General features: G+C 43.1%; 18 protein-coding genes. 12 read left to right on the top strand and 6 right to left on the bottom strand.

The features are described from left to right. The first annotated feature begins 157 nt into the window (after positions 1–157). Complete coding sequence (locus NAF01_RS21130; RefSeq protein ID WP_048011708.1) at positions 158–661, top strand: Lrp/AsnC family transcriptional regulator; 504 nt, start codon at positions 158–160, stop codon at positions 659–661. Beyond that, positions 661–1,836: an aminotransferase gene (locus NAF01_RS21125; RefSeq protein WP_163144914.1), complete on the top strand. Its 1,176-nt coding sequence runs from the start codon at positions 661–663 to the stop codon at positions 1,834–1,836. Before NAF01_RS21130 ends, NAF01_RS21125 begins: the two co-directional genes overlap by 1 nt. A gap of 106 nt (positions 1,837–1,942) precedes the next feature. Here the strand turns inward: NAF01_RS21125 and NAF01_RS21120 are convergent, their stop codons facing one another. After that, entirely contained in the window at positions 1,943–2,308 is a 366-nt protein-coding gene (locus NAF01_RS21120) for a helix-turn-helix domain-containing protein (RefSeq protein WP_250801075.1), read from the bottom strand. Positions 2,309–2,587: 279 nt separating this feature from the next. Here NAF01_RS21120 and yugI point away from each other — a divergent pair, with 279 nt between their 5' ends. From yugI to NAF01_RS21105, 3 genes are all read left to right on the top strand, one after another. Continuing rightward, positions 2,588–2,986: a S1 domain-containing post-transcriptional regulator GSP13 gene (gene yugI, locus NAF01_RS21115; RefSeq protein WP_197249325.1), complete on the top strand. Its 399-nt coding sequence runs from the start codon at positions 2,588–2,590 to the stop codon at positions 2,984–2,986. A gap of 243 nt (positions 2,987–3,229) precedes the next feature. Next, positions 3,230–4,657, top strand: coding sequence for a Na+/H+ antiporter NhaC (nhaC, locus tag NAF01_RS21110; protein WP_197249326.1), 1,428 nt, complete (start codon positions 3,230–3,232; stop codon positions 4,655–4,657). 140 nt (positions 4,658–4,797) lie between these two features. After that, positions 4,798–5,163, top strand: a complete 366-nt coding sequence (locus NAF01_RS21105; protein ID WP_048011712.1) for a group I truncated hemoglobin — start codon at positions 4,798–4,800, stop codon at positions 5,161–5,163. A 428-nt stretch (positions 5,164–5,591) separates the two neighbouring features. Here NAF01_RS21105 and NAF01_RS21100 read toward each other — a convergent pair whose 3' ends face one another. Further along, complete coding sequence (locus NAF01_RS21100) at positions 5,592–7,013, bottom strand: sigma-54 interaction domain-containing protein (RefSeq protein ID WP_250801074.1); 1,422 nt, start codon at positions 7,011–7,013, stop codon at positions 5,592–5,594. A 219-nt stretch (positions 7,014–7,232) separates the two neighbouring features. On the opposite strand from NAF01_RS21100, the gene pruA reads away from it, so the two are divergent. From pruA to NAF01_RS21085, 3 genes are all read left to right on the top strand, one after another. Beyond that, complete coding sequence (gene pruA, locus NAF01_RS21095) at positions 7,233–8,780, top strand: L-glutamate gamma-semialdehyde dehydrogenase (RefSeq protein ID WP_250801073.1); 1,548 nt, start codon at positions 7,233–7,235, stop codon at positions 8,778–8,780. Positions 8,781–8,901: 121 nt separating this feature from the next. Further along, entirely contained in the window at positions 8,902–10,101 is a 1,200-nt protein-coding gene (locus tag NAF01_RS21090) for an ornithine--oxo-acid transaminase (protein WP_159344935.1), read from the top strand. A 149-nt stretch (positions 10,102–10,250) separates the two neighbouring features. Beyond that, entirely contained in the window at positions 10,251–11,495 is a 1,245-nt protein-coding gene (locus tag NAF01_RS21085; RefSeq protein ID WP_250802512.1) for a Glu/Leu/Phe/Val family dehydrogenase, read from the top strand. 69 nt (positions 11,496–11,564) lie between these two features. Here NAF01_RS21085 and NAF01_RS21080 read toward each other — a convergent pair whose 3' ends face one another. Further along, positions 11,565–11,798, bottom strand: a complete 234-nt coding sequence (locus NAF01_RS21080; protein ID WP_048012022.1) for a DUF378 domain-containing protein — start codon at positions 11,796–11,798, stop codon at positions 11,565–11,567. 172 nt (positions 11,799–11,970) lie between these two features. On the opposite strand from NAF01_RS21080, the gene NAF01_RS21075 reads away from it, so the two are divergent. The 3 genes from NAF01_RS21075 to NAF01_RS21065 all read left to right on the top strand — a co-directional run bounded on the left by NAF01_RS21075 (position 11,971) and on the right by NAF01_RS21065 (position 15,615). After that, the gene (locus NAF01_RS21075) at positions 11,971–13,134 is read left to right on the top strand and encodes an iron-containing alcohol dehydrogenase (RefSeq protein ID WP_226620228.1); all 1,164 of its coding nucleotides are present in this window, start codon (positions 11,971–11,973) and stop codon (positions 13,132–13,134) included. A 588-nt stretch (positions 13,135–13,722) separates the two neighbouring features. After that, the gene (locus NAF01_RS21070; protein ID WP_163145290.1) at positions 13,723–15,072 is read left to right on the top strand and encodes a glucose-6-phosphate isomerase; all 1,350 of its coding nucleotides are present in this window, start codon (positions 13,723–13,725) and stop codon (positions 15,070–15,072) included. 135 nt (positions 15,073–15,207) lie between these two features. Beyond that, complete coding sequence (locus tag NAF01_RS21065; RefSeq protein WP_226620230.1) at positions 15,208–15,615, top strand: YugN-like family protein; 408 nt, start codon at positions 15,208–15,210, stop codon at positions 15,613–15,615. On the opposite strand, the gene NAF01_RS21060 is transcribed toward NAF01_RS21065, so the two are convergent. From NAF01_RS21060 to NAF01_RS21050, 3 genes are all read right to left on the bottom strand, one after another. Beyond that, on the bottom strand, positions 15,612–16,604 hold the full coding sequence (locus NAF01_RS21060) for a potassium channel family protein (RefSeq protein ID WP_197212855.1): 993 nt from the start codon (positions 16,602–16,604) through the stop codon (positions 15,612–15,614). The two genes, NAF01_RS21065 and NAF01_RS21060, sit on opposite strands and share 4 nt — an antisense overlap. A gap of 81 nt (positions 16,605–16,685) precedes the next feature. Then, positions 16,686–16,835 carry a hypothetical protein gene (locus tag NAF01_RS21055; RefSeq protein ID WP_197205270.1) on the bottom strand — a complete coding sequence of 50 codons (150 nt, stop codon included), beginning with the start codon at positions 16,833–16,835 and terminating at the stop codon, positions 16,686–16,688. A gap of 249 nt (positions 16,836–17,084) precedes the next feature. Further along, on the bottom strand, positions 17,085–18,443 hold the full coding sequence (locus tag NAF01_RS21050) for a M20/M25/M40 family metallo-hydrolase (protein WP_226620231.1): 1,359 nt from the start codon (positions 18,441–18,443) through the stop codon (positions 17,085–17,087). A 330-nt stretch (positions 18,444–18,773) separates the two neighbouring features. Here NAF01_RS21050 and NAF01_RS21045 point away from each other — a divergent pair, with 330 nt between their 5' ends. Further along, on the top strand, positions 18,774–20,591 hold the full coding sequence (locus NAF01_RS21045) for a Xaa-Pro dipeptidyl-peptidase (protein WP_226620232.1): 1,818 nt from the start codon (positions 18,774–18,776) through the stop codon (positions 20,589–20,591). Positions 20,592–20,656 lie beyond the last annotated feature (65 nt).

Raw genomic sequence — 20,656 nt, 5'->3', positions numbered from 1 at the left:
CTCAGTTTCACAGTATTTTCCCCTTAATCTTAATCTTGACACATATGATTTTAAAGAAATTAATAAATAATGAAAGTGACACATTTATTTTTCGAAGTTTTTGCTATAATAGAACTATTTTATAGAGTAAATCACTAAAGGATGGGAGCGACAAGTAGTGAAATTAACTGAAAAGCAAATCGAAGTTCTTGAAATTTTAGAAAATAACAGTGCGCGAATCCCTGTTGAAGACATTGCGAAAATGGCTCAATTAAATGTGGCGGAAACTGAAACCATTTTAGATAAGCTCGAGGAAATGAAAGTGCTTGTGCGTTTTAATTCTGTTATTGACTGGTCAAAGGTGGATGGACATGAGGGAGTTACCGCTATGATTGATGTGAAGGTCGCTCCAAAGCGCGGGGTAGGATTCGATGAAGTTGCACAGAGAATTTACCGTTTCAAAGAGGTGAGGTCTGTCTATCTAATGTCCGGCGCCTATGATCTTTCTGTCATCATTGAGGGCCGTTCCATGAATGAGGTAGCCCGATTTGTATCAGAAAAGCTGTCGACTCTTGATTCCGTCTTGTCGACAACAACACACTTTATTCTAAAAAAATATAAGCATGACGGCACTATTTTTGAACAAAATGAAGATGACAAACGAATTGTGGTGTCACCGTAATGAAGGGAACAAAGTCTTATTTATCCAAAACGGTAGAAGAGCTGAAGCCTTCCGGGATTCGCCGCTTTTTTGACCTTGCTGCAGGAATGGAAGGAGTCATTTCCCTTGGGGTGGGTGAACCTGATTTTATCACACCCTGGTCAGTGCGTGAAGCAGCCATCCTTTCACTTGAGCAGGGATATACCTCTTATACGGCTAATGCCGGGTTAATGGAGCTGCGGGAGGAAATTGCAGATTATATGCAAAAAAGCTTCGGAGTTTCTTATTCACCCCAAAATGAAATTATCGTTACGGTGGGAGCGAGCCAGGCATTGGATATATCTCTAAGGGCAATCCTTGATCCGGGTGATGAAGTAATTGTGGTTGAACCAAGCTTTGTTTCCTATGTTCCCTTAGTAACTCTTGCGGGAGGTGTGCCTGTGCAGGTCCAGACTTTAAAGGAGAATGGGTTTAAGATTCTGCCTGAGCAGCTGGAAAACGCAATAACCGGCAGGACTAAAGCCATTATGCTTTGTTCGCCCAATAATCCGACTGGAACAATGTTATCCGGAGATGAACTGAACGCAATTGCACAAATAGCTGAAAAGTACGACTTGCTGGTTCTTTCTGATGAAATATATGCAGAGCTTGCTTATGATGATGAGTATACGAGTTTTGCCGCCATCAGAGAGATGAAGAAAAGAACAATCTTAATTTCGGGATTTTCAAAGGGGTTTGCCATGACAGGCTGGAGATTGGGGTTTGTCTGCGCTCCTGAGGAGATCTCGCAGGCAATGCTGAAAATTCACCAATATGCGATGATGTGCGCACCTACGATGGCACAGTTTGCTGCACTTGAAGCCTTGAAGACTGGCAGATCAGATGTTGAGGTTATGAAAAAGAGCTATAAGCGCAGGCGGAATTATTTTGTTCAGTCTCTAAATGAACTGGGATTAACCTGCCATATGCCGGGTGGAGCCTTTTATGCTTTCCCATCTATTGAAAGTACGGGACTTTCTTCTGAAGAATTTGCAGAAAAACTGCTGCTGGAGGAAAAGGTAGCGGTCGTGCCAGGCAATATTTTTGGCGAAAGCGGGGAAGGCCATGTGCGCTGCTCTTATGCCACCTCCATGGAACTTCTGCAGGAAGCGATCAAGAGAATTAGCCATTTTATAAAGCAGAATCAGAAAGCATAAAAAAAGGACAATCCACAACAGATTGTCAACTTCAAAAAGGGGGGAATACTAGAAAGCCTTATACTTCAAGGCTAACCAGTATTCCCTTTTTATATACTCTCTTTTATTAAACTTTTTGATCATATTTAATTTCATATAGCATTTGCATGACACGGAGGAAATCTTCCTCACTGAATTCCTTAGCTTTCCTTAAGATAAGCTTTGCTTTTTTTGTGCCAATTTCACGCACAAGCTGTTCGATTTCATAATCGATTCCTGACTGGCCCTTCTGCATTTCCTGTTCAAGCAGTTCGGAAGCTGGAATATCCAGGGCTGTTGAGATTTTTAAAACAGTCTGTGTATCAGGAATCTGATCTCCATTTTCGTATTTTGCAATCGTACCCGTCCCCACTCTCACCTTTAATGCGAGCTGCTGCTGGGTCATATTTGCGCGTTCGCGGCAAGCTTTAATGTTATGGCCTATATTTGACATATCCATCACTCCCACTAACAATTTCTTCTATCTTTATTTTATCATGTTAAACGCATGATCCTTTTTGTACTTCATGAACATTTAGTTAACAAACAAATAGAATGTCTACATATTGTTTGCGGATTGTTTTATTATAATGAATGAAAGTCTGTGATTCCCAATGGGATTAAAATGTCTGGGGTTTCCATTTGAATTCCTTTTGATATTTTGATCAAGTTGTGATATAATTTCTTATTGCGTATAAAGAGATAAAATTTGAATTTAAATAGGAGTGTTTTCATGTCTGAGAAAATCGAAGTAGGCAGTGTTATTACAGGAAAGGTAACGGGTATTCAGCCATATGGTGCGTTCGTAGCATTAGATGAGAATACACAGGGATTAGTCCACATTTCCGAAGTGACTCATGGTTTCGTAAAAGATATTAATGAGCATCTTAAAGTGGGCGATGAAGTAAAAGTGAAGGTTCTTTCTGTTGACGAAGCAGCAGGAAAAATCGGTTTATCAATCCGTGCAACAGAAGAAGCGCCACAAGCAGAAACGAAAGCAAGAAAGCCTCGCAAGCGCCAGGCAGCTCCAATCAAAATGGAAGACGAATCTGCACAGGGATTCAATACACTTAAGGATAAGCTCCAAGAGTGGATTGACCAGTCCCAGCGCGAGGATCTTATTAAGAAGTAATAAAAATGAAAACCGGGTTTTGCTGCCCGGTTTTTTATTTTTATTTGATGCAAAAAATATTTGCTTTTGTATGCAAAATGAGCGGGCGCTCGACAATATATTTTGCATGCTTACTTACATAAAACCGATGTAAATTAAATTTTTTTAGGGTAAATAGTCTGAAAAATGCTTGAATTTTATATCTTGGCATTAATCTTGCAATAGTTAAACCAACAGACGTGTAACTTTAAAAGGAGGAACATTATGAAAGAAACAACAGGAAAGAAAATTCCCTTCTGGTTTGCAGTGCTGCCGCTGCTGGTAATGATTGCTGCAATGATTATTACGATTGTTAAGTTTGAAGGGAGCCCACATGTGCCTTTAATTGCCGGAACAATTGTATCCGCTTTCATCGCATGGCGTTTTGGCTATAAATGGAACGATATTGAGGAGGGCTTCTATAAAGGCATTAAGTTAGCGCTCCCGGCAATTCTGATTATTATAATGGTCGGTTTGACAATTGGCTCCTGGATTGGCGGAGGAATTGTAGCGACCATGGTCTTTTACGGATTAAAGCTAATGACTCCATCCATGTTTTTAGTCTCAATTTGTATTATCTGTGCCATCGTCACTCTGGCAATCGGAAGTTCATGGTCTACAATGGGAACGATTGGCGTCGCCGGAATGGGAATTGGGATCAGCATGGGCATTCCGGCTCCAATGGTGGCGGGAGCTATCATCTCAGGCGCCTATTTCGGAGATAAAATGTCACCCCTGTCAGATACGACTAATTTGGCTGCAGGAATTACTGGTACAGATCTTTTTGAACATATAAAACATATGTTTTACACAACCCTTCCAGCGCTGGCCATTGCCATTATCGCTTACTGGTTTTTGGGAAGGCAATTTGGCGGGGATGATTTGAATAATGATAAAATTTCTGGTGTCATGAATGTTTTAGCGGAGAACTTTGTCATCTCCCCTTGGCTATTATTGGTTCCTTTAATTGTTATAGGATTAGTGGCAAAAAAAGTTCCTGCATTGCCCGCGCTTGCTATTGGTGTTTTCCTTGGCTGGCTTTGCCATATTTTTGTACAGGGGGGCGCTGCAGGGGATGCTGTGAATACACTCCAGGGCGGGTTTTCGATTGAATCAGGAAACACGATGGTGGACGAGCTATTTAATAGAGGCGGCATTGACGATATGATGTATACTGTGTCCCTTACGATAGTGGCGATGGCATTTGGAGGAGTTATGGAGCAGACCGGGATGCTAAAAGCCATTGTTGAACAGATCCTGAAATTGGCCCGTTCAGCAAGAAGCTTAGTAGCCACTACCGTGCTATCTGCTTTCTTTACCAATGTAGCCGCTGCAGAGCAGTACATTTCCATTCTGCTGCCGGGCAGAATGTACACACAGGCATTTAAGGATAAAAATCTGCAATCTAAAAATCTTTCGCGGGCCCTTGAAGATGGAGGTACCGTCACGTCCGTTTTTGTTCCTTGGAATACCTGTGCGGTGTTTATCATGTCAACTCTGGCGGTTCATCCATTTGAATATGCACCATACGCGATTTTAAATTTCACTGTGCCGATTCTGGCTATTGTCTTTGCGATGCTTGGCTACAAAATAACATTCATGAGTGATCAGGAACGAAAAGAAATGGAAGAGAAAGATCAATTAGCTTCTTAAATCTCAGGCTCCGTACCCTCGGAGTCTTTTTTGTTTTTTGAGAAGATAATAGGGTAAAGGTAAATTGATTTAGACTGTAAAATTTTGAATAGGAGCTGTCAGTTAGCAAAGAATATAGTTTGTTGAAAGGAGAGATAAATATGGCAGAGCAGACACTTTACGAAAAAGTAGGCGGCGGAGAATCTATTGAAAAGGTTGTCGATTATTTTTACGAGGAACTGGTATTGAAGGATCCGACCGTCAATCAGTTTTTCGAGCATACCGATATGGTAAAGCAGAAACGCCATCAATCCAAGTTCATCAGTTATGCTCTGGGAGGGCCTAATCAATATTCAGGCAATTCCATGGCAAAAGCACATGAGGGCATGAATCTGCAGCCGGAACACTTTGATGCGATTGCCAGGCATCTGCATGATGCACTTGCGCATTTTGGAGTGAGTGAGAGGGATATCGATGAAGCTTTGACTCGTGTTGCAGCGCTTCGGGACGATATTTTATACAAATAGGCTCCCCGTGGGGAGCTTTTCGTTTTTTATCGCAGTCTAACGGGCAGTATGACCCCACTTCAAGATTCAGAGGAATCAAAGGAGGATAAGTGGTGGTCAAACTGCCCAATCCAGCTGCGGCTCCTAGGGGCTCGCTTGTCACCCCTGGGCAAGTCGCCTCGCTTTATAATGTAAAGGCCCGAAAGAAGGACAAGACTAAGAACGCCACATCCTCCCAAAAGCTGCCGTAGCTTTCCTAGTCCTGTGGCAACGTCTTTGTGACCCGCTTCCTCCCAACAGCTAACGCTTTCGGTCGTGCGATGCTCATGCTGACGAAGCCCTCCTTGTCCTGTTGGCCTCAACTAACAATCAGTGGGGGATAAGGAAAACTCCCACTGATTGAAGTTTCACTTTATTCGGTTTTTGGCAGGTCCTCACGCCGGATTCAATCAGCTGTTTTCTTTCCTGACTCCGTACTTCCTCAGCCTATATTGAAGATTTTGCCGGCTCATGCAAAGGGATTTTGCGGCTTGGGTTATATTATTGCCATGGTGTTTAAGGACTTTCTTTAGATAGTAGGTTTCGGCTTCCTGTATATATTGTTCAAGTGATTTAATAGGCTTGTTTTTCTGAATCAGCAAATCCTCCAAATGACCGGTTTCGTTCGGCTCCTCCTTGAATTGCGGCTTATTCCGGAAATGAAGAGGCAAATGCACATAGCTGATGGTTTCTTCCTGATCAATCAGATTCATGGCTCCTTCGATAATATGCTCCAATTCCCGTACATTGCCCGGCCAATCGTATTGCTCGAATTTGCTCATTACTTCTTCATTGATTTCCGCTACATTCATTCCAAAGAGCTGATTGTATTTTTCTATGAAAAATTGTGCAAGATCCCGGATATCCTTTCTTCTCTTTCGGAGAGGCGGAATGAAGAGGGAAACAACACTCAGCCTGTAATATAAATCTTTTCGCAGGCGGTCTTCTGAGATAGCATCAATCGGGTCTTCGTTAATGGTTGCTATAATTCTAACATCTACTGTCCGGTCCTTCGTATCACCGACCCTGCGGACCGTTTTTTCCTGTAAAACTCTCAATAGCTTTGCCTGCAGGGATGGATTAAGTGAATTGATTTCATCAAGCAGCAAAGTCCCGCCATTTGCCTGTTCAAACAATCCAGGCCTTTCAATGGAGCCTGTAAATGCACCTTTTTTTGTGCCAAATAGAAGACCCTCTATCAGACTGTCTGGAAGAGCAGCGCAATTTTGAGAGATAAATGGTTTTGAAGATCGGCTGCTGCCATTATGGATGCTTTGGGCAAAGAGCTCTTTTCCTGTACCGGTCTCTCCGATAATCAGGACAGAAGAACTAGTCCGGGTTGCTCTTTTGCTCGCTTCAACCACTTCATTGATCTCGTCACTTGAGCCAATTATACTATCGAAAGTATAGCGGGTGTCTCCGCGTTTATTCATATTTTCTCTGATCAGCTTTTCAAGCTTGGTTACATCACGTGCGATTTCCATAGCGCCAATCTGTTCGCCATCTTCCATAATTGGAAAAGTATTATTAATCGTGGTAATTTCCTGCCCCTTATTGTTAAAATAGGTTTGTTTGGCATTTTTAATTTTGCTGCCATTTTTGAGCGCCTGAAGTAAGGTGCTGTCTTCGTTTTGGTTGAAAGAAAACACATCCAGAAGATTTTTATCCAATACATCTTCATAATCCATGCCTTCTATTTGAGCCATTTTTTTATTGTAGAAAGTTGTTCTTCCTTCCTCATTCACTACGTGGACACCAACATCTATTTCATCTAAAATCCGCTGAAAGATCTTGTTTTTTAGTTGGAGCTGTTCAATTTCCCTGTGATTCATTGTAATCTCCTTCACTCGGCAGTTTATTCAATAGTATATATTTAATTGAATATATGCAATGAAAATTTGCACAAGAAACATTGGGTTTTCTAAAAAAACGCAAAAAAAATTTGCTTCCAGCTTATAAGAATTGTCATTTATCAGCTTTTTATATTTGGCACAGTTCTTGCATTATAAAATGGTGGATGAAAAACGAATTTATTAAAGGGGGATGGCATCATGGTACAGCCGTACAAACATGAACCTTTCACAAATTTTAAAACAGAAGAAAACCGTGAAGCGTACTTACAGGGATTAAAAACAGTCGAAAGCTATTTAGGACAGGATTATGATCTATTAATTGGCGGAGAGCGCATTTCTACTGAAGATAAAATTGTATCAATCAATCCTTCTAATAAAGAAGAAGTCGTTGGCCGTGTGTCAAAGGCAAACCGCGATCATGCGGAAAAAGCGATGCAGGCTGCAGTCGAAGCGTTCAAGACTTGGAGAAAAGTAAAGCCGGAAACACGCGCAGATGTGCTATTCAAAGCAGCTGCGATTATCCGCCGCCGCAAGCATGAGTTTTCTGCCCTATTAACGAAGGAAGCAGGGAAGCCTTGGAACGAGGCAGATGCTGATACTGCAGAAGCGATTGACTTCCTTGAGTACTATGCACGCCAAATCTTAGAAATCAAAGACGGTGTTCCAGTCAATAGCCGTCCGAACGAATATAACCGTTATGACTACATTCCATTGGGAGTGGGGATCATCATTTCTCCTTGGAACTTCCCGCTTGCGATCATGGCCGGTACAACTGTTGCGGCAATCGTGGCAGGAAATGCTGTTCTTTTAAAGCCAGCTTCTACAACTCCAGTTGTGGCTGCGAAATTCGTTGAAGTGATGGAAGAAGCAGGCCTTCCGAAGGGCGTTCTGAACTTCGTGCCTGGCAGCGGTGCGGAAGTGGGCGACTACCTGGTTGACCATAAAGATACCCGCTTCATCTCCTTCACAGGATCACGTGACGTTGGTCTTCGCATCAACGAGCGTGCATCTAAATTAAACGAAGGCCAAATCTGGCTGAAGCGTGTCATCGCTGAAATGGGCGGTAAGGACACAATCGTTGTCGACAAAGAAGCAGACCTTGAATTGGCGGCGACTTCCATCGTGGCTTCTGCATTCGGATTCTCCGGCCAGAAGTGTTCAGCATGTTCACGTGCGGTTATCGTAGAAGATGTCTACGATCAGGTGCTTAACCGAGTGGTTGAACTGACTACCGAATTAACACAGGGCAATCCTGAAGACCAAAGCAATTACATGGGTCCAGTGATTGACCAGGGCGCATTTGACAAGATCATGAGCTATATTGAAATCGGCAAAGAAGAAGGCAAGCTGATGGCAGGCGGAGAGGGCGACAGCTCGAAAGGCTTCTTCATCAAGCCGACTGTATTCGCAGACCTTGCCCCGGATGCACGCTTAATGCAGGAAGAAATCTTTGGACCTGTCGTTGGCTTCACAAAGGCAAAGGATTTCGATCATGCGCTTGAAATCGCCAACAACACCGAGTACGGCTTAACAGGAGCAGTGATCACACAGAACCGAGAGCACATCCAAAAAGCGCGCGAAGATTTCCATGTTGGAAACCTATACTTCAACCGCGGCTGTACAGGTGCGATTGTTGGATACCAGCCATTCGGCGGATTCAACATGTCAGGAACAGACTCCAAAGCGGGCGGACCTGACTATATCCTGCTTCACATGCAGGCAAAGACGACTTCTGAAATGTATTAAAATCTGTAAAGTATGTATGGGATATTTAATATCCTGTACATGCTAAAACCTTAAATAGTTTAAAGAAGAATAGCTTAACGTTACAATAAAAAGGACTATTCTGAAAAAGGAGGAATTTTAATTGACTGAAGCGACAAAATCAAAATCACTAATTGAACAAACTGAAAAATACGGTGCACACAACTATCATCCGCTGCCAATCGTTATTTCCAAAGCGGAAGGTGTTTGGGTGGAAGACCCTGAAGGAAATAAATATATGGATATGCTAAGTGCATATTCAGCTGTAAACCAGGGGCACCGCCATCCAAAAATCATTCAGGCGCTGAAGGAACAGGCAGATCGTGTAACATTAACTTCACGTGCTTTCCATAACGATCAGCTTGGACCATGGTATGAAATGATCTGTGAACTGACAAATAAAGAGATGGCTCTCCCTATGAACACAGGGGCAGAAGCAGTCGAAACGGCAATTAAAGCTGCACGCCGCTGGGCTTATGACGTAAAAGGGGTTGCAGATAACCAGGCGGAGATCATTGCTTGTGTCGGAAACTTCCATGGCCGTACAATGACAGCGGTTTCCCTTTCTTCTGAAGAAGAATATAAGCGCGGATTCGGACCAATGCTTCCAGGCATTAAGCTGATCCCGTACGGAGACCTTGACGCTCTTAAAGAAGCAATCACTGAGAATACGGCAGCTTTCTTAATTGAGCCGATTCAAGGTGAAGCTGGAATTGTGATTCCTCCAGAAGGCTTCTTGAAAAAAGCATTTGAAACTTGCAAGGAGAACAATGTTTTATTCATTGCAGATGAAATTCAGGCAGGCCTTGCGCGTTCCGGTAAAATGTTTGCCTGCGAATGGGAAGATGTAGATCCTGACATGTACATTTTAGGGAAAGCGCTTGGAGGAGGAGTATTCCCGATTTCGTGTGTGGTTGCGAATAAAGATGTTCTTGGGGTATTTAATCCAGGATCCCATGGCTCAACATTTGGAGGAAATCCAATGGCTTGTGCAGTTTCAGTTGCTTCAATGGACGTATTGGTTGAAGAGAAGCTTGCAGAGCGCTCGCTTAAGCTGGGTGAATATTTCATGGGCAAATTAAAAGAAATTAATAATCCTGTCATTAAAGAAGTGCGCGGCCGCGGCTTATTTATTGGTGTTGAGCTGAATGAGCCGGCACGCAAATATTGCGAAGAGCTTAAAGAACAAGGTTTGCTTTGCAAAGAAACGCATGACACAGTTATTCGCTTTGCCCCGCCTTTAGTCATTTCTGAAGAAGAGCTTGATTGGGCAATAGAAAGAATCAATAAAGTATTAAGCTAATACAAATTTACGGACGTTGGCCCCTGTATCTGAATTTGTGATGCAGGGCCTCCGGTGATGGAGTATTGCTGTAATTTTCCTAAATATTAAAATCAAGAGGTGCCATGATGGGAGCTGCAGGAGTAGCTGGGAAAGTATCTGAACAAAAAATGGAAGAGGCTTTAAATTTATTTACTTCAACCCAAGTTGTGATCAAGGAAGCTTTGAACAAGCTCGGCTATGGGGATGAGGTGTATGAGCTGCTGAAAGAGCCGCTGAGAATGCTCACAGTAAGAATTCCGATAAGGATGGATGACGGATCGATAAAAATTTTTACCGGCTACAGATCACAGCATAATGATGCGGTGGGACCGACAAAGGGCGGTGTCCGTTTTCATCCTGAAGTAAATGAAGATGAAGTAAAAGCATTATCCATGTGGATGAGTTTAAAGTGCGGAATTGTGGATCTTCCTTATGGAGGAGGGAAAGGCGGCATCATTTGTGATCCCCGTTCCATGTCAATGGGGGAGCTGGAACGCTTAAGCCGAGGTTATGTTAGGGCAATCAGCCAGATCGTTGGCCCTACAAAAGATATACCTGCTCCGGATGTTTATACGAATTCACAAATCATGGCCTGGATGATGGATGAATACAGCCGCCTCCGTGAGTATGATTCTCCCGGATTTATCACAGGCAAGCCTCTTGTTCTCGGCGGGTCACAAGGAAGGGAAAAGGCTACTGCACAAGGGGTAGTGATCTGCATCGAGGAAGCTGCGAAAAAGCGCGGCATTTCCATTGAAGGAGCACGTGTGGCTGTTCAGGGATTTGGAAATGCAGGAAGCTTCCTGGCAAAATTCATGCATGATGCAGGCGCTAAAGTGGTCGCCATTTCAGATGCCTATGGTGCTCTATATGATCCGAATGGACTGGATATTGATTACCTTCTTGATAGGCGCGATAGCTTTGGAACGGTAACGACCCTTTTCGATAACACTTTGACAAACGAAGAATTGCTTGAACTTGATTGCGATATCCTGGTTCCTGCGGCTGTGTCCAATCAGATTACCGCTGCAAACGCTCATAATATTAAGGCTTCCATCATTGTAGAAGCAGCAAATGGCCCAACCACTCTTGAAGCTACAAAAATTCTTTCAGACCGGGAAATCCTGCTTGTTCCTGATGTTTTAGCAAGCTCAGGCGGTGTAACCGTATCCTATTTCGAATGGGTGCAGAACAACCAGGGGTACTATTGGACTGAAGATGAAGTTACAGAAAAGCTTGAAAAAGTGCTTGTTCAGGCTTTCGATAATGTTTACCAGACTTCACAGCAGAGAAAGGTAAATATGCGTTTAGCTGCTTACATGGTCGGCGCAAGAAAAATGTCTGAAGCCTCCCGCTTCAGAGGCTGGGTTTAATCCGGTATATAAATACTGATTCATTAAAAAAATCCTTGCACACAAAGTGCAAGGATTTTTTTGCATATATTAACGGGTTGGCCTAGTTTCAGGTTCTCTTTCCAGTTCTTCATTCGGTTTGAAGAGAAGGCCAAGGTTGATTAGGCCGGCGATGCCCACCAGGCCATATATGATTCTTGAAAGGGCTGAATCCTGGCCGCCGAAAATAGCTGCCACCAGATCAAATTGGAAAAATCCGATTAAACCCCAGTTTATAGCGCCAATTATTGTTAGTACCAGTGCAATACGCTGTATGCCACTCATGGTGTTTCCTCCTTATAGTATAGGTTCACTATTATGTTGCTGCACGAGAATAAAAAATATTCATCTTAATATTCGTTAAGGGCCATAATGTAAAGGAGTCCGAATATCGAATCATACTTTTTGCAATAGCTGAAAATTTGAAAGATAATGATGGGGAAAAGGAGATGGTGATATGCAAAATTTTACCTTTTATAATCCGACAAAATTAATTTTTGGGAAAGATCAGCTGTCTCAATTGCAAACTGAAATTCCTCAGTACGGCAAGAAGGTGCTTGTTGTATACGGCGGAGGAAGCATTAAGCGAAATGGTTTATATGATAAAGTGATGGCTGAGCTAACTGAAATTGGTGCTGAAGTATTTGAATTGGCAGGGGTTGAGCCTAATCCAAGAATCTCTACGGTTCGAAAAGGTGTTGAAATCTGTAAAAATGAAGGTGTTGATTTCCTGCTGGCTGTTGGCGGCGGAAGTGTAATCGACTGCACCAAGGCTATAGCTGCCGGTGCTAAGTATGATGGCGATGCCTGGGATCTGGTTATTAAGAAAGCATTTGCTGCAGAAGCTCTGCCGTTTGGAACGGTTCTTACACTAGCTGCTACCGGATCTGAAATGAATGCCGGATCTGTTATTACGAATTGGGAAACAAACGAAAAATACGGATGGGGAAGTCCTGTGACATTTCCTAAGTTTTCAATTCTTGATCCTGTTAATACGTTCACAGTGCCAAGAAATCAAACGGTGTATGGTATTGTCGATATGATGTCCCATGTGCTGGAGCATTACTTCCATCTTGAAGAAAATACTGATTTTCAGGATCGCATGTGCGAAGCCCTGCTGACTACCATAATGGAAGCAGCTCCTAAGCTTCTTGAAAACCTTGAAAGCTATGAGCATCGTGCAACCATTTTATATTCCGGCACGATGGCGTTGAATGGAATCTTGAACATGGGCTATCGCGGTGACTGGGCAACGCATAATATTGAGCATGCCGTATCGGCTGTTTATGATATTCCTCATGGCGGCGGCCTTGCTATTCTGTTCCCGAACTGGATGAAGCATAATCTGAACGTGAAGCCTGAACGCTTTAAACAGCTGGCTGTCCGTGTATTTAATGTGGATACGGCAGGAAAAACGGATGAAGAGGCAGCGCTTGAAGGGATCGAAAAGCTTCGTGAATTCTGGAGCAGAATTGGGGCGCCTTCCCGCCTTGCTGATTATGACATCGATGACAGCAAGATCGAATTGATGGCAGACAAAGCGACGGTCAATGGAGAGTTTGGCAATTTCGCGAAATTAAATCATGCCGACGTAGTTTCAATCTACCGCGCTTCTTTATAACATTCAGAATGGACTCTGCCAATGCGCGGGGTCCTTTTACATTTTCTCCCGTCGTCATTTATCGCAGTCTAACGGGCAGTAAGACCCCCACTTCAAGACTCAGAGGAATCAAAGGGGGATAAGTGGGGGTCAAACTGCCCAATCTAGCTGCGGCTCCTAGGGGCTCGAGGTCATAAGCCAATCAGCTGGTGGGAAGAAAGGCACTTCCCTCCAGCTGCTCGTCTTATGCTTGTCACCCCTGGGCAAGTCGCCTCGCTTTATAATGTAAAGGCCCGATTGGCGAGATACAGTGAAACTTGCCGACGCGTTAGGCAGAGGCTTAGTTGAACCAATCGGGTTCGTAGTGTCGATTGATCGAAGCGCTAGCGGAGATCTTAGCGACACTAGAACGCGACTAACAATCAGTGGGGGATAAGGAAAACCCCCACTGATTGAAGTTTCACTTTATGTGTAAAAAATATGTCAAAATTGGACACGCTTACAATATGGGATGATTCTTGATTAACTTTGGTGCTTTCGTTAAAGTGGAATAGAGATGACAGCAAATAATAAAAGCTGTTTAAAATTGAGAAAAATTGGAGGACATTCATGACACACGTTCGTTTTGATTACTCAAAAGCACTTCCTTTTTTTGGCGAACATGAAATTACATATTTGCAGGATGCAGTGAAGGTTGCTCACCACTCCCTTCATGAACAAACTGGAGCTGGCAGCGACTATTTAGGCTGGATCGATCTGCCTTCAAACTACGATAAAGAAGAGTTCTCCCGCATTCAAAAAGCGGCTGAGAAAATTAAGAATGATTCCGATGTTCTTATTGTCATTGGAATTGGAGGATCCTATCTTGGAGCGCGTGCGGCTATAGAAATGCTTCAGCACAGCTTTTATAATGCACTTCCAAAAGAAAAGCGCGGTACTCCGCAGGTACTGTTTGCCGGCAACAATATCAGTTCATCTTACATGAAGGATTTAATGGATCTGCTTGAAGGAAAAGATTGGTCCATTAATGTGATCTCCAAATCAGGCACAACAACTGAGCCGGCATTGGCTTTCCGTATTTTCCGCAAAATGCTCGAGGAAAAATATGGTGTGGAAGAAGCGCGTAAACGAATTTATGCTACGACCGACAAAGCGAGAGGTGCTTTAAAAACTCTTGCGACAGAAGAAGGCTACGAGTCATTTATTATTCCTGATGATGTAGGCGGCCGCTATTCTGTTCTTACAGCAGTAGGTCTTTTGCCGATAGCTGTCAGCGGTGCAAACATTGAAGATATGATGAGCGGTGCTGCACAGGCGCGCGAAGACTTCAGTAAATCAGAGCTTCAGGAGAACGCAGCCTATCAGTATGCTGCTGTCCGCAATGTTCTTTATAACAAAGGCAAAACGATTGAAATGCTGATCAACTATGAACCAGGTCTTCAATATTTTGCAGAGTGGTGGAAGCAGCTGTTCGGTGAAAGTGAAGGAAAAGACCAGAAAGGAATTTTTCCTTCATCAGCAAACTTCTCCACTGATCTTCATTCATTAGGCCAGTATGTGCAGGAAGGCCGCCGCGACCTTTTTGAAACGGTTATCAAAGTGGAAGAATCACGCCATGAACTTACCATTGAAGAGGCCGAAAATGATCTTGATGGTTTGAACTATCTTGCGGGTGAGACTGTCGATTTTGTGAATAATAAAGCTTTTGAAGGAACCATGCTTGCACACACAGACGGCGGAGTGCCAAACCTGATCGTTTCCATTCCAAAAATGGATGCCTATACATTTGGCTATCTGGTTTACTTCTTTGAAAAAGCCTGTGCAATGAGCGGCTATCTTCTGGGAGTGAATCCATTTGACCAGCCTGGTGTTGAAGCATATAAAGTGAACATGTTCGCCCTTTTAGGAAAACCAGGATTTGAAGAGAAAAAAGCTGAACTTGAAAAGAGATTGAAGTAAAGGTGAGAAGCGTCTGCCTGCGGGCAGGCGTTTTTTATTGGAGATAACAAAGTTCCATCTAATTCCTGACATTGCATTCATGATATCCCCCGCTTTGGAGAAACTAAGCAAAAAGCGAAAAAGGGGATGGATTCAGTGATTGAGATACCTTCAAAAGTGGAAGGAAAGCATTTTGATTTATATAAGCTGGAGCAGGCTTTGAAGCCAATTGGTTATTCGATTGGCGGGAACTGGGACTATGATCACGGTTCTTTTGACTATAAAATTGATGATGAGGTGGGGTACCAGTTCTTAAGGGTCCCATTTAAGGCAATTGATGGGCAGCTTGATGATCCAAGCTGTACGGTGGAGATAGGCAGGCCGTTTCTGCTTTCCCATAAGTACCAGCGTGGTCTGGATGACCACGCTTATACCGGAAATTTCAGCGCCTCCTTTGATCAATTCTCGGAGCCTGTGGATAAGGACGCCAGTTTTCCGGAAGAATTTATTGATCTCGGCAAAGCGCTTGTCGAAGAGCTGGAGTCTCTTTTATTAAGAGATTAACCAAGAATAACAATCAGCTGGTCCTGCTGAAGAATTTTAAATGGCTGGGGAGGATTAACCAGGGTTTCCTCCCCTCTTTTAACACCTAAAAGGAGGATGCCTTCATTCATAAGCTCTGCACTAAGTTCAGCAAAGGTTTTATTTTCTATTTCTTCCGATGCAGGCTGAAACGTTAATTTTCGTTTATCTAGCTGTCCCAGCAAATCAAGAAAAGAGGTAACGAGCTCCTGGGAAGATATGCTGTTGATCATAACGAAGCTTGTGAGCACATTCGTCTGGACAATTTCATCAGCCCCCGCTCTTTTGGCATTTGCTGCCTGTTCAGAAGTTAATATTTCCACGATGCATTGAACATCCCGATTCAACCCTTTGATTGCCAATAAGGTTAAGATTGAATTCATATCAGCATGCAATTCATCTTTATTCTGATCTGCTGTAATGATGACTTTTTGCGCGTCAAATATATTTGCCTTCATGAGGACATCATCTCTGTTGGCGCGTCCCTGAATAAAATGTACATTATTATGGGGGACAGGATTTGATTTTAATGTTTCATCGATTAAAGCAATGGAATGGTTCATCCCATCGCCCCCGAGTGTATTAACGATCTCCCGTGCCCGTTCATTCCACCCGATCACAACAATATGATTTTTGCCCCGATATTCAACTTTTCCTTCCAGAAAGTCATTCTGCCGGGTCACTGCGGCTGTTGCGAGTGAAATAAAATATGTAGACAGAAAGCCCGCTCCTGTTAAAATAAGCGCAATTCCTATAATGCGACCGGCTGTGCTTGTCGGATATAAATCTCCAAATCCCACGGTGGAAGCTGTAACCACAGCCCACCAGATTCCATCAAAAAAGGTCGGAAAGGAAGAGGGCTCTATAATATGTATTAATCCGCCAAAAAGAAAGATCACCAACAGGGCAATTAACAGAATCCTGATTACTAAAGGCAGACGGATGAAACTGTAGTAAATGTGCTGAGGCATAAAACATCACTCCTAATATAAACCATGGTGTTAAAAAAAACGGGAAATTAAAATATAAAAAAAGCCATGCCAGGTATATACTTAATTAAGTATATCGTCTATTGCACGGCTCAGCAGTTGAATATCCTTTGATATTTCATTTTTCACGTTGTCAATCTCGCACCTTTCATATTCATCCATGAGAAGGGAGAGTTCTCTCTTTAGTATGACAGCCTCGTGTTCAACATCCATGATGACTCCCTCCTTTAGGGGTATAAAGGACTAACAGGCAGTTAGTTAAATTTATTTGTAATGTTACAATTATGTTACCCGGATTCTTTACAATTTAAACGGTAAAAACGTCAATTATTAAACAAGAAATTTAGAACGAATATAGTTTACCCTCTTATTTTGCATGTAAACACATTGGCTTTAATGAATAGCTGGCAAGTAAAAAACAAAAAATCCTCGTGGTATACCCGAGGATTCTTAGAGACAGTTCTATTTTCGGATCAAGCTGTAAACCGAGGCCCCTATCAGATCTCCGGCTTCTTTCATCCGCTCGGCACTAATGTGCTCGATGGAATCCAGCGGAGTATGATAATACGGCTCAAGATTGGCTGTGACAGGCTCCCGTCTGATAAAGTTAACAGCCGGGATGCCTGCATCATGAAAAGAAACATGGTCGGATGCGCCCCGCTGATAAAGTACTAATTCAGATGGTGTGCCAATGCGCTCTGCAGTAGCAAGAGCAGTTTCTGTTGCAATATTTTCCTGGCCATCAAGGGTATTTATGTAAATCGCGGTTGCATTTTCCCATGCTGTACCTACCATATCCATATTGAAGTTTGCGATGCTCCGCTCTACCTCATTGCCGCTCAGCTGGCTGACATAATGCTTAGAACCAAGAAGCCCAATTTCTTCTGCGCCTACAAATGCGAAACGCAATTCTTTGTCAGCAGGATAACTTTTCAGAACTCTCGCCAGCTCTAGGGCAACAGCAGTACCTGATGCGTTATCGCTTGCCCCTGGAGCAAATGGGACACTATCAAAATGCGCAGAAATGTGGACAATATCATTTTCCCCGCCTTTATTAGGCTTAGGGTTCTTGATGGCAATAATGTTTTGCGATTTTATGTTTTGAAATCTCTTTACAGTCAGCGTTACCGTTTTGTTTTGTGATGCAATATCTTGAAGGAGTGCTTCTCCGCTTGCTTTCGTTATGCTTCCCACAGGAATAGTATAGGGACCTCCGATTGAGGGATTCATAGGTGCCGGCTGATCCACATTATTGTAAAGGAGGACCCCTGCAGCACCGGCATTTACTGCATTTGAAACTTTTTCAGAGAAAGGGATATCTCCGCGTGAAATGAGTGCTATTTTTCCTGATGCTTCCTCTGAGAAATCAGCTGCCCTGCCTAATCCGGCATCATATAATTCAGATGTAATTCCTTCTTCATGCGTCGATCCTGACCCGGAAGGAATGGTTACAAGAACCTCCTTCAGATCACTGGTATGCAAACCTCCAGCCATTTTATCAGGAATGCTGAACTCTTGTGTTTCGACTGTGTAGCCATATGACTCAAGGCGTTTGCGAATGAAATTTGCTGCTTCCTTTTCCGCTTCCGTTCCTGCAACCCGCGGACCGATGGTTTCTGATAAATACCTGACATCCTCCATCATGCGAGCTGCATCTACCCTTGCGATTACCTTCTGATCAAACGCTTTTGAGCTGGGGTTTTCTGCCTGGCTTTGTGCTGCCTCAGCACTCTGTACAAATTTAACAGGCACCCCATACAAGCTTGAAGCTGTCAGAACCGCTGCAAGCATCACAGAAGCTGCTTTCTTTCCAACTTTCATCTATTATTCCCCCCTCGACTAGTAGTCCAGCTATATGTATTCGCTTACATAGCTCTGCTTCCTTTTATCAAAGGGTAAAACGAATCGATTATCCCAGCAGATTTATTAATAATGGGAAAAAAGGAAGATATTAACTTTTTAAATTCGAGGAAATGGCAGCTGTAAAGTACTATATCTAAGATTCATACTTTTTTAGTCATGACTTTTGGAGGGGTCCGGTGGCTTGTTATCCCTTTTATTTTGGAAAATACAGGTCTTTCGGCTATCGAAACTTAAGTGATTATAATCTATTCTGAAAATTATAAAGTTTTATATAAGGGAGGATTTTTTATGAAAAAAGCTGCTTTAAAAGTGTTCATAACGTCAGCTATCGCTTTCCCGCTGATTGCCGGCGGGGCTTTGCCTTCAATTGGTAAAGACAGCCACAGCAGCATTGCCTCAGCTGAAACACAGATTAAAGTCGAAAATGGCATGACTCAGCCCGTTTTTTCCCTGGACGATGCCATTGTCGAAAGGGTTTTTGTTGAAACAGCAACAGACAGTGATTGGGATGGAAAGCTGGATCGGGTACGTGCAGATATTATTAGGCCAAAAGAAACAGAGGAAGGGTTAAAGGTTCCAGTTATTTATGAAATGAGCCCTTACCGTTCCGGAATTAAAGGTGTCCCGGTTTATGATGTGGATACAGAACTTAACACTGTGCCTGGAAAAGGGAAAGAAAAGGGGGAAAAGGGAAAACCGCAGGCAAATCTCCCGGGGTATTATGATGATTATTTTGTGCCCAGAGGCTATGCGGTTGTTCTGGCGGAAAGTGTAGGGACAGGCCTTTCTGACGGCTGCCCTACAACCGGGGATGAACATGAAATCCTTGGATCACGGGCTGTAATTGATTGGCTGAATGGAAGAACAAAAGCTTTCAATGCAGAGGGACAGGAAATAAAAGCTGATTGGTCAACAGGAAACGTTGGGATGACAGGAGTTTCCTATAACGGAACACTGCCAAATGCTGTGGCTGCCACTGGAGTGGAAGGCCTTAAAACAATTGTGCCCATTGCTGCAATCAGCAGCTGGTATGACTATTATCGTTCAAACGGTGCTGTGATTGCGCCAGGCGGGTATCAGGGTGAAGATGCGGATAATATGGCGGAAGCGATTTTAACCAGGAAAAGCCCTGAAGCATGCAGCAATGTCATAAAAGAATTAACGGAAGGCCAGGACAGGGAAACCGGTGATTATAATGAATTCTGGAGTAAAAGAGATTATACAAAGGATGCAGATCAAGTAAAAGCAAGTGTCTTTATTGTCCATGGATTAAATGACTGGAATGTTAAAACAAAACATTTTTCAGATTGGTGGCAGGCACTTGGCGAGAATGATGTTCCAAGGAAAATGTGGCTTCATCAGGGCGGCCATTCCAGCCCCTACAGCTTTAGACGTGATGTATGGCTTCCGACTTTAAATAAATGGTTTGATTACTGGCTGTATGATATAAAAAATGATGTCATAGATGAACCAATGGTTGATATTCAAAGAGAAGATAAGATATGGCATACAGAGGACAACTGGCCGGCTAAAGGAACCTCAGGCGCAAAATTGCATTTTAAACCGGCTTCCGATGGAGGCGGCAGCTTAGAATCGCAGCCTGTACCAAATAAGAACAAGAAAAACCAGCATTTTGTGGACGATGCAGCAATTAAGGCTGAAGAGCTGGCTTTGAATCCGGATTCTGCATTGGCTAATAGGCTTGTCTATTTGACTCCGCCTTTAGAAAACGATATTCGCATGAGCGGAACGCCAGAGGTTCAAATTCGTGCAAGCATAGACCGTAAAACAGCCAACCTAACAGCCCTCCTTGTTAAATATGGGGAAGGAAAGCCGGAAATTGTTACAAGAGGGTGGATGGATCCTCAAAACCTTCACAGCGAAGATAGATCCACCGGGCTTACACCGAACCGTGAATATACATTTACATGGGATATGCAGCCGGATGATTATGTGTTTAAAAATGGTGATCGTCTGGGAGTAGTTGTTTTATCAAGCGATTATAACTATACAATCAGGCCAAAGGCAGGCGCGAAAATAACCATCGATCCGGAAAGAAGTCATATAATGCTTCCTGTGCAGGGTGGAGTTAAAGCATTTAAGTAGAAAATAGAGGGATCATTTCTTGGTCCCTCTTTTCTATTTTAATAGACTGTTTTAGGAAAATAGTA

The organism is Cytobacillus firmus (genome assembly GCF_023657595.1).
Taxonomy (GTDB): Bacteria; Bacillota; Bacilli; order Bacillales; family Cytobacillaceae; genus Cytobacillus; species Cytobacillus firmus_B.
This window is presented reverse-complemented; position numbering and strand designations above follow the sequence as displayed.